Raw genomic sequence first — 13458 nt, 5'->3', positions numbered from 1 at the left:
CTCACGACTCGATGTCCCCGAAGTGGTCCCAGCCGCCCTTGCTGGTCCACGGCGCCCCGTCGACCGTCACCTGGGGCAGCGCCGACGGGTTGAGCACCTCGCCGATCACCTTCCAGCGGGCCGGCAGCTTCACGTCCGGCGGGAAGGTCGCCACGATCGCGTGGTCCTCTCCCCCGGTCAGCACCCACTGCATGGGGTCGACGCCGACGGCCTGCCCGATGTCGTTCATCTGGGACGGGATGTCGACCGCGCCGGAGCGGATGTCGATCCGGACCTTGCTGGCCTCGGCGATGTGCCCGAGATCGGCGATCAGCCCGTCACTGACGTCGCACATGGCGGTGGCACCGAGCCCGGCCGCCGCCGGACCCGCGTGGTACGGCGGCTCCGGGCGCCGGTGCGCCTCCACGAAGGCGCGCGGGGAGCGGAAGCCTCGGGAGAGCACCGCGTAGCCGGCGGCCGACCAGCCCAGCCAGCCGGTGACGGCGACGAGGTCGCCGGGCTGGGCGCCGGCCCGGGTGACCGGTTCCTGGTTGCGCAGATCGCCGAGCGCGGTGATCGACACCATGATCGTGTCCCCTCGTACGACATCACCGCCGACCACGGACGCGCCCGCCACCTGGCACTCGTCGCGCAGCCCGTCCATCAGCTCGCTCGGCCAGGTCACCGGGAGTTCGGCGGGGACGACCAGACCGAGCAGCAGGGCGGTCGGCACGGCGCCCATGGCGGCGATGTCCGCGAGGTTCTGCGCGGCGGCCTTGCGACCGACGTCGTAGGCCGTGGACCAGTCACGGCGGAAGTGCCGGCCCTCCAGGAGGATGTCGGTGCTGGCCACGACCCGGCGGTCGGGCGCGGCGACCACCGCGGCGTCGTCGCCGGGGCCGACCCGGACCGCCGAGGTGGTGGTGAGACGGGAGGTGAGCTCCCTGATGAGCCCGAACTCCCCGAGCTCACCAACAGTGCCCTTCATTACCCTTGCTCCCCTTCTGTCCCTTGCCGTGCCCAGTCGCGCGTCAACAGTGTCCTCGATACGGTCGAGGTGTCCGTCAACCTGTGCCGCCCCCGTACCCCGCCGCAGGGGCCCCGGGTCTCCCCGTGGCGCGCGGCGACGCGATACCGTGGCGTTCCTTTTCCCCACATGATCCTCGTGGCCGCCCTGGAGGTTCCGTGGTACAGGCGTACATCCTGATCCAGACGGAGGTCGGCAAAGCGTCGACCGTCGCCGAGACGATCAGCAAGATTCCTGGGGTGATCCAGGCCGAGGACGTGACAGGACCCTATGACGTGATTGTGCGCGCCCAGGCCGACACCGTGGACGACCTCGGCCGTCTGGTGGTCGCGAAGGTCCAGCAGGTGGACGGCATCACGCGCACCCTGACCTGCCCGGTCGTGCATCTGTAGCCCCCGTCTACCCTTGGCCGGTGAACTTCTTCCGCCACCGGCGCCTCGTCCTTGTCGGGCCGCCCGTGCTCGCCCTGCTGATCACCGCTGTGGGCTGCTCCTCAGCAGACGACACCGTGTCGGCGGCGGTTCCCTCGCCGGGGGCGAAGGTCTCCGAGCTGTGCAAGGGCCTGGACAAGGCGCTGCCGTCCAAGGTCGACGGTCAGGATCGCCGGGATCCCACGCCCGCGTCCGCGCTGACCGCGGGCTGGGGGAACCCGGCGATCATACTGCGCTGCGGTGTCGAACGGCCCGCGAAGATGAGCGATCCGGAGGCCGACGGGGTCGAGGTGAACGGGGTGGGCTGGCTGCTGGAGAAGCAGGGCGACGGGTCGTTCCGCTTCACGACCACGCTGCGCAAGGCGTACGTCGAGGTGACGATCCCCAAGAGCCGTACGGGAGACGGAATGGCTCCGCTCGTGGACCTCGCGAAATCGGTCGGGAAGGCGATCCCGGCAGGGATCGCCGACTAGCCGGCGACTGGCCGCCGACCGGCCGGCGACCGCTGCCGACCGGCTAGCGAAGCCCCGTCGACCTGCGCAGAGCCGCCTGGATCAGGCGGTCCACCAGCTCGGGATAGCTCACGCCCGTCGCCTGCCACATCTGGGGGTACATCGAGATCGGGGTCATACCGGGCATGGTGTTGATCTCGTTGATCACGAACTCGCCGTCCTCGGTGAGGAAGAAGTCCGCGCGGACCAGGCCCTCGCAGGAGGCGGCCTCGAAGGCGTCCACGGCGAGGCGCTGCACCTCCGCCGTCTCCTCCGGCGTCAGGGGCGCCGGCACGATCCCGGGCGTCGAGTCGATGTACTTGGCCTCGAAGTCGTAGTACGCGTGCGCGTCCGGCGGGGGGATCTCGGACGGCACCGAGGCACGCGGCCCGTCCTCGAACTCCAGGACGCCGCACTCGATCTCGCGGCCCCGCAGCGCCGCCTCGACCAGGATCTTCGGGTCGTGGCGCTGGGCCTCCGCGATCGCCTCGCCGAGCCCCGAGATGTCCTCGACCTTGGTGATGCCGATCGACGAGCCGGCGCGCGCGGGCTTCACGAACAGCGGCCAGCCGTGCTCACCGGCGAAGTCGACGATCTTCTTCCGGGCGGCCGGCTCGTCCCGCTCCCACTCGCGGGGCCGGATCACCACGTACGGGCCGACCTTGAGCCCGAAGGAGGTGAACACCCGCTTCATGTACTCCTTGTCCTGGCCGACGGCCGAGGCGAGCACACCCGAACCCACGTACGGGACGCCGGAGAGTTCCAGGAGGCCCTGCAGGGTGCCGTCCTCGCCGTAGGGGCCGTGCAGGACGGGGAAGACGACGTCGACCTCGCCGAGCGCCTTGGGCACCGATCCCGGTTCGCTGACGACGACTTCGCGGTTGCCGGGGTCGAGGGGGAGCACCACGGCGCCCTCGCCGGACTCGGCGACGTCCTCGACCTCGGGCGTACGGCGGTCGGAGATCGCCATGCGCTCCGGTTCGTCGGCGGTCAGGGCCCAGCGGCCTTCGCGGGTGATGCCGATCGGCAGGACGTCGTACTTGGTCCGGTCGACGGCCCGCAGGACGGCGCCGGCGGTGACCACGGAGATCCCGTGTTCGGAGCTGCGCCCGCCGAACACGACGGCCACACGCGGCTTGCGAGACGGCTGCTCAGGGCTCTGGGGAAGGTTCTCGGTGCTCATATCGCGTTGAGAGTACCCGGTGGTAGTGCCCTGAGACAGCGTGCGCCCCTGCGGCGAACGAGGCAAAAAACGACGTGGTCGCTCAGCGTCGTTCGGGCTTCGCGCTGCGCGACATGAGCTCCTTGACGGCGACCACCGGCGGCTTGCCCTCGTGGACGATGGCGACGACCGTCTCGGTGATCGGCATGTCGACGCCGTGCCGGCGGGCCAGATCCAGAACGGACTCACAGGACTTGACGCCCTCGGCGGTCTGCTTGGTGACCGCGATGGTCTCCCGCAGGGTCATGCCCTTGCCGAGGTTGGTGCCGAAGGTGTGGTTGCGGGACAGCGGCGAGGAGCACGTCGCCACCAGGTCCCCGAGGCCCGCGAGGCCCGCGAAGGTGAGGGGGTTGGCACCGAGGGCGACCCCGAGCCGCGCCGTCTCGGCGAGTCCGCGCGTGATGAGCGAGCCCTTGGCGTTGTCGCCGAGACCCATGCCGTCCGCGATGCCGACGGCGAGCCCGATGACGTTCTTGACCGCGCCGCCCAGCTCGCAGCCGACCACGTCCGTCTCCGTGTACGGCCTGAAGTACGGCGTGTGACAGGCGGACTGGAGCCGTCGGGCGACCGACTCCTCGGTGCAGGCGACCACCGCGGCGGCCGGCATCCGGGAGGCGATCTCGCGCGCGAGGTTGGGTCCGGTGACGACGGCGATACGGTCCTGGCCGACCTTGGCGACGTCCTCGATGACCTCGCTCATCCGCATGGCGGAGCCGAGCTCGACGCCCTTCATCAGCGAGACGAGGATCGTGTCGGGCGCGAGCAGCGGCGTCCACTCGGCGAGGTTGGCGCGCAGCGTCTGGGACGGCACGGACAGGACCGTGAAGTCGGCGCCCGCGGCGGCCTCGGCCGGATCGGTGGTGGCCCGGACGTTCTCCGGGAGTTCGACGCCGGGCAGGTAATCGGGGTTGGTACGGCCGGAGTTGATGGCCTCGGCCACCTCCGCCCGGCGTGCCCACAGGGTGACCTCGCACCCCGCGTCCGCCAGCACGACCGCGAACGCCGTACCCCACGAACCGGCGCTGAGGACCGCCGCCTTGACGGGCTTGCTCACGTGCCCTGCTCCTCTTCCTGTGCCTGCTGTGCGTGCGCCTGTCCCTGCGCCTGGGTCCTGCGCCGCTGCTCGATCCGCTCCTTGCGGGGGTCGTACGGCGTCTCGGGCGCCTTCTCGCCGCGGATCTCCTCCAGCTGGCGGGTGATCGCGGCCATGATGACCTCGGTGGCCTCCTTCAGCAGGTCCGGGGTCATCTCCTTGTCGTAGAAGCGCGCGAGGTCGACGGGCGGGCCGGCGAGCACATGATGGGTCTTGCGCGGGCGGAGGCTGGGCTTCTTGGCGTACGGCGGCAGCAGCTCGTTGGCGCCCCACTGGGCGACGGGGATCACCGGGCACTTGGTGGTCAGGGCGACGCGGGCGGCACCCGTCTTGGCGGTCATGGGCCACTGGTTCGGGTCCCGGGTGATGGTCCCCTCGGGATAGAAGGCCACGCACTCACCGCGTTCCACCGCGTCGATCGCCGCGCGGAAGGCGCTGAGCGCGTCCGTGGTCTCGCGGTAGACGGGGATCTGTCCGGTGCCGCGCATCACGGCGCCGATGAATCCCTTCTTGAAAAGGCCGCTCTTCGCCAGGAATCGCGGAACCCGCCCGGTGTTGTACTGATAGTGGGCGTACGCGAAGGGATCGGCGTGGGAATTGTGGTTCACCGCGGTGATAAATCCGCCGTCGGCCGGAATGTTCTCCATTCCGCGCCAGTCCCGCTTGATCAGAACCACCAGCGGCGGTTTGGCGATCACCGCTGCCAGGCGGTACCAGAAGCCGATTCTGCGGCGGGGCACGCGGACACCTTCCTCTAGGGCCTGGGGGGCCGCACAAGTGTCGCCCCAGGCCGTCGGTCTGTCGAGAACACCGTACGCCTCGACGGCGCGACCGCCAGATGGCCCAGGTGACGGCTGAGTGACAATGGCCGCGACAAGAGAGGGACGGAACGCTCGTGCAGTGGACGTTGGTCATACCCGTGAAACCCCTGGCGCGTGCCAAGAGCAGGCTCGCGGACACCGCCGCGGACGGGGTGCGCCCGGGCCTCGCCCTCGCCTTCGCCCAGGACACCGTGGCGGCGGCCCTGGCCAGCCCGTCGGTGAAGGATGTGGCGGTGGTCACGGACGACGCCCTGGCCGGCCGTGAGCTGGCCGCGCTGGGCGCCCGGGTCGTCACCGACGAGCCGCACGGCGGTCTGAACGCGGCACTGGCATACGCGGCGGCGACCGTGCGCGCCGACCGCCCGGAATCCCCCGTGGCGGCCCTGAACGCCGATCTCCCGGCCCTGCGCCCCCTGGAATTGGCGCGGGTACTGGACGCGGCGGCGGAATTCCCGCGCGCTTTCCTTCCGGACGCGGCGAATATCGGCACGACACTGCTGACCGCCGGAGAGGGCCAGGAATTGCACCCCGCGTTCGGCGTGGATTCCCGGCTCCGCCATCGCGCGTCGGGAGCCGTGGAACTCCGTCTCACCGCGGTGGATTCGGTACGCCAGGACGTGGACACCGGCGTGGACCTGCGCGCGGCATTGGCGCTCGGGGTGGGCCCCCGGACGGCCGCCGTGGCCGCGCAGTTGCTGATTCCGGGGCAGTAGGCTGCCGGACATGCACGCCACCGCATACACGTACGACCCCGAGACCCGCAGTGGGCAGGTGCTGCTGGACGACGGCACACCGGTGCCCTTCGACGCGCCGGCGTTCGACGCGGGCGGTCTGCGGCTGCTGCGGCCCGGGCAGCGGGTGCGGATCGAGACCACGGACGGCCGGATCACCCTGGTGACCCTGCAGACGTTCTGACCAGTACCCCGGGAGCCCCGCTGAACACGCCGCGGGCCGGACTCCACGGGGAGTCCGGCCCGGTGCGTGAGTGACCCTGTGCCCTTACCTCGTACGGGCGGCGGTCTTCTTGGCGGTGGTGCGAGCCGTCGACTTCTTGGCGGGGGCCTTCTTGGCGGTCGCCTTCTTCGCCGGGGCCTTCTTGGCCGTCGCCTTCTTGGCGGTGGTCTTCTTGGCCGCGGAGGTCTTGGCCGCGCCCGTGGTCTTCTTGGCGGTGGCCGTGGTCTTCTTCGCGGTCGTCTTCTTGGCGGTGGCCGTGGTCTTCTTGGCCGTCGTCTTCTTGGCGGTGGTCTTCTTCGCCGCGGCCGTCGCCTTCTTCGCCGGGGCGGCCTTCTTCGCGGCGGCCTTCTTGACCGTCGCCGTCGCCCCGCCGGTCAGGCTGCCCTTGGGCGCCTTCTTGACGGCGACCTCGCCGCCGCGCGGGAGCTTCTTCGACCCGCTGACCAGGTCCTTGAAGCCCTGGCCTGCGCGGAAGCGCGGCACGGAGGTCTTCTTGACCCGAACCCGCTCGCCCGTCTGGGGGTTGCGGGCGTAGCGGGCCGGACGGTCGACCTTCTCGAACGAACCGAAGCCGGTGACCGAGACCCGGTCTCCCGCGACGGTCGCGCGGACGATGGCGTCCAGGACCGCGTCGACAGCCTCGGCGGCCTGCTGGCGGCCGCCCAGCTTGTCGGCAATCGCTTCTACGAGCTGCGCCTTGTTCACGTCTTCCCCTTCGGAGACATTGCCAGAACGAAAGTGTTCAAGCTTTTTCGCACGTTAGGCAGATATATACCGCAAATCAAACACGAAACGGGCTAATCACCCGTGCGCCGCAACGAACTCGACTGCACCGGCTGCCTTCAGCGGTCCTCTTCGGGGATTCGCCCCGCATCGAGGTCCGCGGTGAACGCCTCCAGTCGCCTTGCCGCGTCGGCGAGATCGTGCTTGGCCGCGGCCGTAATGACCAGCAGCTTCCGGGTCAGCGCCATCCGTACGCCCTCCGGGACTTGCAGTGCGCGCACCGTTGCGTGCGCTTCCTTGAGTTGGTCCGCGACCGCCGCATAGAGCTCGAGTTGGCCGTCGTGTTCCATGCACAGATTGTGCCATCTGGGGCGAGTTGTCGCCTGCGGGGGTCGCAACTGAGCCCTCAAACGGCCTTCCGGGCACTTGCGGAGGTCGCGGCTTCATGGCACGCGTACCCCGGCAACCCCCGTTGTAACGTGGGAAGTTGAATGAAGTCCAGCACCGGGGTGGGGCCGTTCGGGTGCAGACATGGCGGTACCCCCGATCGGGGCCGATCGGGGGTACCGGGTGGCTGAAACTCGTCTTGCTCAGAGGCTCCGGATCAGACCGGGAGCGTCTTCGGCTTGTACGACGGCCGCTTGGCCTCGTAGGTGGCGATGTCCGCCTCGTTCTGGAGGGTGATGGAGATGTCGTCCAGCCCGTTCAGCAGCCGCCAGCGGGAGTTCTCGTCGAGCTCGAAGGAGGCGGTGATGCCCTCGGCGCGCACCTCGCGGCTCTCCAGGTCGACGGTGATCTCGGCCTCGGGGTCGTTCTCCGACAGCTCCTGCAGCGCCTCCACGATCTTCTGGTCCAGGACCACCGTGAGCAGGCCGTTCTTCAGCGAGTTGCCCCGGAAGATGTCGGCGAAGCGGGAGGAGATGACGGCCTTGAAGCCGTAGTTCTGCAGCGCCCACACCGCGTGCTCACGGGAGGAGCCGGTGCCGAAGTCGGGTCCGGCGACCAGAACGGTGGCGCCCTTGCGCTCGGGCCGGTTGAGGACGAAGTTCTCGTCCTTGCGCCAGGCCTCGAACAGCCCGTCCTCGAAACCGTCCCGGGTCACCTTCTTGAGCCAGTGAGCAGGGATGATCTGGTCGGTGTCGACGTTCGAGCGGCGCAGCGGGACGGCCCGGCCGGTGTGCGTGGTGAATGCTTCCATGACTCTCAGACTCCAGCGGGCGCGGCGGCGGCGGTTACGTCGGTCAGGTCGGCGGGCGAGGCCAGATGGCCCAGCACGGCGGTCGCGGCCGCGACCTGCGGCGAGACCAGGTGCGTACGGCCGCCCTTGCCCTGCCTGCCCTCGAAGTTGCGGTTGGAGGTGGACGCGGAGCGCTCGCCCGGGGCCAGCTGGTCCGGGTTCATGCCGAGGCACATCGAGCAGCCGGCGTGCCGCCATTCGGCGCCGGCCTCCTTGAAGACGACGTCCAGGCCCTCGGAGACGGCCTGCAGACCCACCCGCGCGGAGCCCGGGACGACCAGCATCCGTACGCCGTCGGCGATTTTGCGGCCCCCGACGATGGCGGCTGCGGCCCGCAGATCCTCGATACGGCCGTTGGTGCACGAGCCTACGAAGACGGTGTCCACCTTGATGGAGCGCAGCGGCTGCCCGGCCTCCAACCCCATGTATTCCAGGGCCTTTTCGGCGGCGAGGCGCTCCGAAGCGTCTTCGTACGAAGCGGGATCGGGGACGTCGGCCGAAAGCGGCGCGCCCTGGCCGGGGTTGGTGCCCCAGGTGACGAACGGCGAGAGCGACGCGGCGTCGATGACCACCTCGGCGTCGAACTCGGCGTCGTCGTCCGTCCTCAGCGTCTTCCAGTACGCGAGGGCGGCGTCCCAGTCCTCGCCCTCGGGGGCGTGGGCGCGGCCCTTGATGTACTCGAAGGTCGTCTCGTCGGGGGCGATCATGCCCGCGCGGGCGCCGGCCTCGATGGACATGTTGCAGATGGTCATCCGGGCCTCCATCGAGAGCTTCTCGATGGCGGAGCCGCGGTACTCCAGGATGTAGCCCTGGCCGCCGCCGGTACCGATCTTGGCGATGATCGCCAGGATCAGGTCCTTGGCGGTGACGCCCTCGGGCAGTTCGCCGTCGACCGTGATCGCCATGGTCTTCGGGCGGGCCAGCGGCAGCGTCTGGGTGGCCAGCACATGCTCCACCTGGGAGGTGCCGATACCGAAGGCCAGCGCGCCGAAGGCGCCGTGGGTGGAGGTGTGCGAGTCACCGCAGACGACCGTCGTACCGGGCTGGGTCAGACCCAGCTGGGGGCCGACGACGTGCACGACGCCCTGCTCGACGTCGCCCAGCGGGTGCAGCCGCACACCGAACTCGGCGGCGTTCTTGCGCAGCGTCTCCAGCTGGACCCGGGAGACCGGGTCGGCGATGGGCTTGTCGATGTCGAGGGTCGGGGTGTTGTGGTCCTCGGTCGCGATGGTCAGGTCGAGCCTGCGCACCTGGCGGCCGCTCTTGCGCAGACCGTCGAAGGCCTGCGGGCTGGTCACCTCGTGCAGCAGGTGCAGATCGATGAAGAGGAGGTCGGGCTCGCCCTCGGCGCGCCGGACGACATGGTCGTCCCAGACCTTCTCCGCGAGTGTCCTACCCATCGCTTTCCCTCCGGCCGGCGAGATCGTCCACCGGCCCAACTAGAGATCTTGAGGAGACGGCACCCGGCCCCAGTTCACGGGCGCCCGTCACCAGGCCCGTACGGTCACCGGGCCGCTGTGCCTACAAGGGTTGCGCGTCTCACGGAAAAAGGAACTTGCGTTTCACAGAGTGAGACGTGAGTATCGTTGCATGGACAACAGTAGCGGCGTCGGCGTTCTGGACAAGGCAGCCCTTGTCCTGAGCGCCCTGGAGTCCGGTCCGGCCACCCTCGCGGGTCTGGTCGCGGCGACCGGGCTGGCACGACCCACGGCCCACCGACTGGCCGTGGCTCTGGAGCACCACCGCATGGTGGCACGTGACATGCAGGGCCGTTTCATTCTCGGCCCGCGCCTGGCCGAGCTGGCCGCGGCCGCTGGCGAGGACCGCCTCCTCGCGACGGCGGGCCCGGTGCTCACGCATCTGCGGGACATCACCGGCGAGAGTGCCCAGCTCTACCGCCGCCAGGGCGACATGCGCATCTGCGTGGCCGCGGCGGAGCGCCTGTCCGGCCTGCGGGACACCGTCCCGGTCGGCTCGACCCTCACCATGAAGGCCGGCTCCTCCGCGCAGATCCTGATGGCCTGGGAGGAGCCCGAGCGCCTCCACCGGGGCCTCCAGGGCGCCCGTTTCACGGCGACGGCCCTGTCGGGCGTACGGCGCCGCGGCTGGGCCCAGTCCATCGGTGAGCGCGAGCCGGGCGTCGCGTCCGTCTCGGCGCCCGTGCGCGGCCCGTCCAACCGCGTGGTGGCCGCCGTCTCGGTCTCCGGCCCCATCGAGCGCCTGACCCGTCACCCGGGCCGGATGCACGCCCAGGCGGTCATCGACGCCGCCGCCCGCCTCTCCGAGGCCCTGCGCCGCTCCGGCTGACGTACGGGACCGTCCGGGAACGTCAGCGGGGAGGGCCCGCCCCGACGCCGCGGCAGGCCCTCCCCGCTCCCCCCGTCCCCCCCTGATCCCTCTGGTTCCTCCGGAACCCCCTGGTCAGCCGGCCTTCTCGGCCGTCGCCTCCTGCCGCGAGCGGTGGGCAAACCGGTCCTTGGCGTACCGGCCCCGTTTCTCCAGCGGGATCTGCCCGTGCGCCGCCGCGAGGCCGAACGCCGGCATGTCCCCGTAGATCGCCTCGTACGACCCCTCCGGCACGACATACGCCTCGTGCCAGATGCCCACCTCGCCCCGCAGCTTCCCGTCGCGCTCCTTGCGGTTGAGCCTGGCCCACGCCTTGTGGTGGAACGCGTCCGGCGCGGTCGCGTAGGCGTACAGCTTCTCCTTGGACTCCCAGTACTGGACGACGTAGTACGTCCGGGGCGACGCCGTCAGCAGGACACGGCTGAGCAGACCGCGCGCGGGGTCCTTCTCCAGCTCCCGCAGCATGCGCAGCATGCCGAGCATCACCGGCAGCCACAGATGGACGGCCCAGAAGCGGTTGACGCGCATACCGATCAGCAGGACGACGACATCGCCCTTCGCGTCGGCTGTCGTACGGGACACCATGTGACCACTTCCCCCTGGTTGGTGAGCAGCGCTATCCGAGTGGCGATGATTGGATAGTGGCGGTATCCGAGAAGGAGCGCAAGACATGCGGCTCGCCGAACTGAGCACCCGCAGCGGGGTGTCCGTCGCGACGATCAAGTACTACCTGCGCGAGGGGCTGTTGCCCCAGGGCCGCCAGATCAACGCGACGACCTCCGAGTACGACGAGGAGCATCTGCGCCGGCTGCGCCTGGTGCGGGCGATGATCCAGATCGGCCGGGTGCCGGTGGCGACCGTGCGCGAGGTGCTGGGACACGTCGACGACGACTCCCTGCCCCGCACGATCCGGCTGGGCGCGGCCCTGTGGGCGCTGCCGCAGGTACCGGAGCCCGACGAGGACGACGAGTACGTGCGGGCCGCGCACCGCGAGGTCGGCGCGCTGCTGGAACGGCTCGGCTGGCGGAACGCCCGGCAGCTCACGTCCATCTCCCCCGCCTACCGCTCGCTGGTGGTGGCGCTGGCCGCGTTCCGCCGGCTCGGCTTCGACTGGGGGGCCGAACAGCTCGCGCCGTACGCCGAGTTGATGCACCGGACGGCCGTCCTGGACCTGGACAACATGGAGGCGTACCCGTCGGACGCGGAGCAGGTCGAGTTCGCGATCCTGGGGGCGATCCTCAACGAGCCCGCCCTTCAGGCGCTGCACCGCCTCGCCCAGGAGGAGGAGTCGGCGCGGCGGTACGGGTTCGAATGACCCCGGACAGCAGCGAAGGCCCCTCGCCTGCGCGAGGAGCCTTCGTCTCGTACCCCCGACCGGATTCGAACCGGCGCTACCGCCTTGAGAGGGCGGCGTGCTAGGCCGCTACACAACGGGGGCGAGGACCATGCGAGCGCTTGATGAACAACGCCGCAGATCCGAGCTGGTCTACCTGGACTCGAACCAAGACTAACTGAACCAGAATCAGTCGTGCTGCCAATTACACCATAGACCAATGTGGTTTAGACCAGTTTGTACCCCCGACCGGATTCGAACCGGCGCTACCGCCTTGAGAGGGCGGCGTGCTAGGCCGCTACACAACGGGGGCCCTAGCGATCCCGAGCTGATCGAGATCCGTACCCCCGACCGGATTCGAACCGGCGCTACTGCCTTGAGAGGGCAGCGTGCTAGGCCGCTACACAACGGGGGCGGGTGCGGATGAGCTCCGCGAGCTGGCCTACCTGGACTCGAACCAAGACTAACTGAACCAGAATCAGTCGTGCTGCCAATTACACCATAGGCCACTGGAACGCAAGCCCCTGCGGGGATCTTGTTCTAGTTCGCGCCTCCGGTTCCGGCCTTTCGGCCCGCTCTCCGGCGGCGCAGGAAGAACATTACCCGAAGGTGGACGGGGCTCCAAAACGGGTATCCGCGCCGAGCAGGGCGGGGAGTTCGGCGAGGGAGGCGATCCGGTGCGGGCCTGCGGGTACGTCGTACCTGGTGTGCAGGCCGCCGCGGTCGATCCACACCGACAGCAGTCCCGCGTCGGCGGCGCCTCGGCCGTCGATCTCCGGGTGGTCGCCGACGTACGCCACCTCGTGCGGGGCGAGGCCCAGTGCCTCGCAGGCCGCGAGGAAGGCGCCGGCCTCGGGCTTGGAGACACCGAGCTCGGCGGCGCAGAGGATGGTCTCGAAGCGGTCGTGGACACCGAGGGCGCGCAGCTTGCGGTCCTGGACGGTGAGGCTGGAGTTGGAGAGCACGGCGTGCCGGTGGCTGGCGGCGAGGGCGTCCAGCACGGGCAGGACGTCCGGGAAGAGGGCCCAGGCCGCCTCGTAGTACGTCTTGTAGCGCCGGAACCAGTCGTCGGCCTCGGCGTCGGTGAGCTCCCGGCCGAGGAACAGCCGCACGCGGTCCCGTCGCTGCCCCTCGAAGGAGACCTCCCCCGCCGAGAAGCGCGCCCAGTGCACCTCGGTGGCCACCCGCCACCGCTCCAGCGCGTCCGCCACGGCCCCGTCCTGGTCGAGCAGCCCGTCGGCCACCAGGTACTCCCGCATGGCCGCGCGGTCCGCTCCGCTGTAGTCGAAGAGGGTGTCGTCGACGTCCCAGACCACGGCTCGGATGCTCATGTCCCCGACGGTAGCGCGGGCTGGCACACTGAAGGGCATGAGCGAGTACCGAGTCCAGTTCACCGTCGAGGCCCGCGCGGCCTACGACGGCCTCCCCGGCGAGCGTCGAGCCCAGGTGGACAGGGCCGTGGGCGTACTGGCGCGTGACCCCTTCCGTAAGACGGCGACCGCGCAACTCGGTCCCGATGAACACCTGCGCAAGGCGTATGTGGCCCCCGGCGTGATGCTGGAGTACATGGTCGCAGGGGCCGTCATGGTCGTTGTCGTTCTGGAGATCTTCGACGAGTTCTCGTACCTGGTCGACGAGGCAGACGCCGTCTGAAACACAGCGTGGAGGGGCGGCACCCGGCGTATCGGGAGGAGGAAGTCGGTGGGGAGGGGCGGGCCGGTGCGCTGCGTCCGAGGTGCTTCGCCACCGCGCAGCGTCGTCGTCGGTGTGTGGGAGGAGTGCAGGTCAGTGGGTGTGCGCC

Annotated in this window: 17 protein-coding genes and 5 tRNA genes; 7 read left to right on the top strand and 15 right to left on the bottom strand. The window is 70.0% G+C overall.

Going from position 1 to position 13458, the window contains the following annotated elements:
- Nucleotide 1: 1 nt before the first annotated feature.
- On the bottom strand, nucleotides 2–967 hold the full coding sequence (locus tag ABZT17_RS39230; RefSeq protein WP_356356518.1) for a thiamine-phosphate kinase: 966 nt from the start codon (nucleotides 965–967) through the stop codon (nucleotides 2–4).
- Between the two features lie 197 nt (nucleotides 968–1164).
- Between ABZT17_RS39230 and ABZT17_RS39225 the strand changes: the two genes are divergently transcribed.
- Together ABZT17_RS39225 and ABZT17_RS39220 are read left to right on the top strand one after the other, a co-directional pair.
- On the top strand, nucleotides 1165–1398 hold the full coding sequence (locus ABZT17_RS39225; protein ID WP_020121007.1) for an Lrp/AsnC ligand binding domain-containing protein: 234 nt from the start codon (nucleotides 1165–1167) through the stop codon (nucleotides 1396–1398).
- Nucleotides 1399–1418: 20 nt separating this feature from the next.
- Complete coding sequence (locus ABZT17_RS39220; protein WP_356356516.1) at nucleotides 1419–1910, top strand: DUF3515 domain-containing protein; 492 nt, start codon at nucleotides 1419–1421, stop codon at nucleotides 1908–1910.
- A gap of 43 nt (nucleotides 1911–1953) precedes the next feature.
- Here ABZT17_RS39220 and ABZT17_RS39215 read toward each other — a convergent pair whose 3' ends face one another.
- The 3 genes from ABZT17_RS39215 to ABZT17_RS39205 all read right to left on the bottom strand — a co-directional run bounded on the left by ABZT17_RS39215 (nucleotide 1954) and on the right by ABZT17_RS39205 (nucleotide 4983).
- Complete coding sequence (locus ABZT17_RS39215) at nucleotides 1954–3111, bottom strand: D-alanine--D-alanine ligase family protein (protein ID WP_356356514.1); 1158 nt, start codon at nucleotides 3109–3111, stop codon at nucleotides 1954–1956.
- Between the two features lie 82 nt (nucleotides 3112–3193).
- Nucleotides 3194–4204, bottom strand: coding sequence for an NAD(P)H-dependent glycerol-3-phosphate dehydrogenase (locus tag ABZT17_RS39210; protein WP_356356512.1), 1011 nt, complete (start codon nucleotides 4202–4204; stop codon nucleotides 3194–3196).
- Entirely contained in the window at nucleotides 4201–4983 is a 783-nt protein-coding gene (locus tag ABZT17_RS39205; RefSeq protein WP_356356510.1) for a lysophospholipid acyltransferase family protein, read from the bottom strand. The genes ABZT17_RS39210 and ABZT17_RS39205 overlap by 4 nt, the downstream gene beginning before the upstream one ends.
- Before the next feature lie 155 nt (nucleotides 4984–5138).
- On the opposite strand from ABZT17_RS39205, the gene cofC reads away from it, so the two are divergent.
- Together cofC and ABZT17_RS39195 are read left to right on the top strand one after the other, a co-directional pair.
- The gene (gene cofC, locus ABZT17_RS39200) at nucleotides 5139–5777 is read left to right on the top strand and encodes a 2-phospho-L-lactate guanylyltransferase (RefSeq protein ID WP_356356508.1); all 639 of its coding nucleotides are present in this window, start codon (nucleotides 5139–5141) and stop codon (nucleotides 5775–5777) included.
- Between the two features lie 10 nt (nucleotides 5778–5787).
- Entirely contained in the window at nucleotides 5788–5979 is a 192-nt protein-coding gene (locus ABZT17_RS39195) for a hypothetical protein (protein ID WP_356356506.1), read from the top strand.
- Between the two features lie 84 nt (nucleotides 5980–6063).
- On the opposite strand, the gene ABZT17_RS39190 is transcribed toward ABZT17_RS39195, so the two are convergent.
- From ABZT17_RS39190 to leuC, 4 genes are all read right to left on the bottom strand, one after another.
- Entirely contained in the window at nucleotides 6064–6723 is a 660-nt protein-coding gene (locus tag ABZT17_RS39190) for an HU family DNA-binding protein (protein WP_356356504.1), read from the bottom strand.
- A 137-nt stretch (nucleotides 6724–6860) separates the two neighbouring features.
- Complete coding sequence (locus ABZT17_RS39185) at nucleotides 6861–7091, bottom strand: hypothetical protein (RefSeq protein ID WP_356356502.1); 231 nt, start codon at nucleotides 7089–7091, stop codon at nucleotides 6861–6863.
- Nucleotides 7092–7345: 254 nt separating this feature from the next.
- On the bottom strand, nucleotides 7346–7939 hold the full coding sequence (gene leuD, locus ABZT17_RS39180) for a 3-isopropylmalate dehydratase small subunit (protein ID WP_356356500.1): 594 nt from the start codon (nucleotides 7937–7939) through the stop codon (nucleotides 7346–7348).
- Nucleotides 7940–7944: 5 nt separating this feature from the next.
- Nucleotides 7945–9378, bottom strand: a complete 1434-nt coding sequence (gene leuC / locus ABZT17_RS39175; RefSeq protein ID WP_356356498.1) for a 3-isopropylmalate dehydratase large subunit — start codon at nucleotides 9376–9378, stop codon at nucleotides 7945–7947.
- A gap of 190 nt (nucleotides 9379–9568) precedes the next feature.
- Here leuC and ndgR point away from each other — a divergent pair, with 190 nt between their 5' ends.
- Entirely contained in the window at nucleotides 9569–10285 is a 717-nt protein-coding gene (gene ndgR / locus ABZT17_RS39170) for an IclR family transcriptional regulator NdgR (RefSeq protein WP_189188940.1), read from the top strand.
- A 114-nt stretch (nucleotides 10286–10399) separates the two neighbouring features.
- Here ndgR and ABZT17_RS39165 read toward each other — a convergent pair whose 3' ends face one another.
- On the bottom strand, nucleotides 10400–10909 hold the full coding sequence (locus ABZT17_RS39165; protein WP_356356496.1) for a DUF4188 domain-containing protein: 510 nt from the start codon (nucleotides 10907–10909) through the stop codon (nucleotides 10400–10402).
- A gap of 85 nt (nucleotides 10910–10994) precedes the next feature.
- Here ABZT17_RS39165 and ABZT17_RS39160 point away from each other — a divergent pair, with 85 nt between their 5' ends.
- Nucleotides 10995–11639: a MerR family transcriptional regulator gene (locus tag ABZT17_RS39160; protein WP_356356495.1), complete on the top strand. Its 645-nt coding sequence runs from the start codon at nucleotides 10995–10997 to the stop codon at nucleotides 11637–11639.
- Between the two features lie 50 nt (nucleotides 11640–11689).
- Here ABZT17_RS39160 and ABZT17_RS39155 read toward each other — a convergent pair.
- The 6 genes from ABZT17_RS39155 to ABZT17_RS39130 all read right to left on the bottom strand — a co-directional run bounded on the left by ABZT17_RS39155 (nucleotide 11690) and on the right by ABZT17_RS39130 (nucleotide 12988).
- A tRNA-Glu gene (locus ABZT17_RS39155) sits at nucleotides 11690–11762 on the bottom strand.
- 43 nt (nucleotides 11763–11805) lie between these two features.
- Nucleotides 11806–11877: transfer RNA gene (locus tag ABZT17_RS39150), tRNA-Gln, on the bottom strand.
- A 20-nt stretch (nucleotides 11878–11897) separates the two neighbouring features.
- Nucleotides 11898–11970 (bottom strand) — tRNA-Glu (locus ABZT17_RS39145).
- A 29-nt stretch (nucleotides 11971–11999) separates the two neighbouring features.
- Nucleotides 12000–12072, bottom strand: a tRNA-Glu gene (locus tag ABZT17_RS39140).
- 22 nt (nucleotides 12073–12094) lie between these two features.
- Nucleotides 12095–12166: transfer RNA gene (locus ABZT17_RS39135), tRNA-Gln, on the bottom strand.
- Nucleotides 12167–12256: 90 nt separating this feature from the next.
- Entirely contained in the window at nucleotides 12257–12988 is a 732-nt protein-coding gene (locus ABZT17_RS39130; RefSeq protein ID WP_356356493.1) for an HAD family hydrolase, read from the bottom strand.
- A 37-nt stretch (nucleotides 12989–13025) separates the two neighbouring features.
- Here ABZT17_RS39130 and ABZT17_RS39125 point away from each other — a divergent pair, with 37 nt between their 5' ends.
- The gene (locus ABZT17_RS39125; protein WP_356356491.1) at nucleotides 13026–13310 is read left to right on the top strand and encodes a hypothetical protein; all 285 of its coding nucleotides are present in this window, start codon (nucleotides 13026–13028) and stop codon (nucleotides 13308–13310) included.
- Nucleotides 13311–13458: the final 148 nt, after the last annotated feature.

Source organism: Streptomyces sp. NPDC005648, assembly GCF_040605395.1.
Classification (GTDB): Bacteria; Actinomycetota; Actinomycetes; order Streptomycetales; family Streptomycetaceae; genus Streptomyces.
This window is presented reverse-complemented; position numbering and strand designations above follow the sequence as displayed.

What these genes read in the sequence shown, in the direction of transcription:
- ABZT17_RS39230 (WP_356356518.1), bottom strand. Translation starts at nt 967, where the DNA reads ATGAAGGGCACTGTTGGTGAGCTCGGGGAGTTCGGGCTCATCAGGGAG.
- ABZT17_RS39215 (WP_356356514.1), bottom strand. Translation starts at nt 3,111, where the DNA reads ATGAGCACCGAGAACCTTCCCCAGAGCCCTGAGCAGCCGTCTCGCAAG.
- ABZT17_RS39195 (WP_356356506.1), top strand. Translation starts at nt 5,788, where the DNA reads ATGCACGCCACCGCATACACGTACGACCCCGAGACCCGCAGTGGGCAG.
- ABZT17_RS39185 (WP_356356502.1), bottom strand. Translation starts at nt 7,091, where the DNA reads ATGGAACACGACGGCCAACTCGAGCTCTATGCGGCGGTCGCGGACCAA.
- leuD (WP_356356500.1), bottom strand. Translation starts at nt 7,939, where the DNA reads ATGGAAGCATTCACCACGCACACCGGCCGGGCCGTCCCGCTGCGCCGC.
- leuC (WP_356356498.1), bottom strand. Translation starts at nt 9,378, where the DNA reads ATGGGTAGGACACTCGCGGAGAAGGTCTGGGACGACCATGTCGTCCGG.
- ndgR (WP_189188940.1), top strand. Translation starts at nt 9,569, where the DNA reads ATGGACAACAGTAGCGGCGTCGGCGTTCTGGACAAGGCAGCCCTTGTC.
- ABZT17_RS39165 (WP_356356496.1), bottom strand. Translation starts at nt 10,909, where the DNA reads ATGGTGTCCCGTACGACAGCCGACGCGAAGGGCGATGTCGTCGTCCTG.
- ABZT17_RS39160 (WP_356356495.1), top strand. Translation starts at nt 10,995, where the DNA reads ATGCGGCTCGCCGAACTGAGCACCCGCAGCGGGGTGTCCGTCGCGACG.
- ABZT17_RS39130 (WP_356356493.1), bottom strand. Translation starts at nt 12,988, where the DNA reads ATGAGCATCCGAGCCGTGGTCTGGGACGTCGACGACACCCTCTTCGAC.
- ABZT17_RS39125 (WP_356356491.1), top strand. Translation starts at nt 13,026, where the DNA reads ATGAGCGAGTACCGAGTCCAGTTCACCGTCGAGGCCCGCGCGGCCTAC.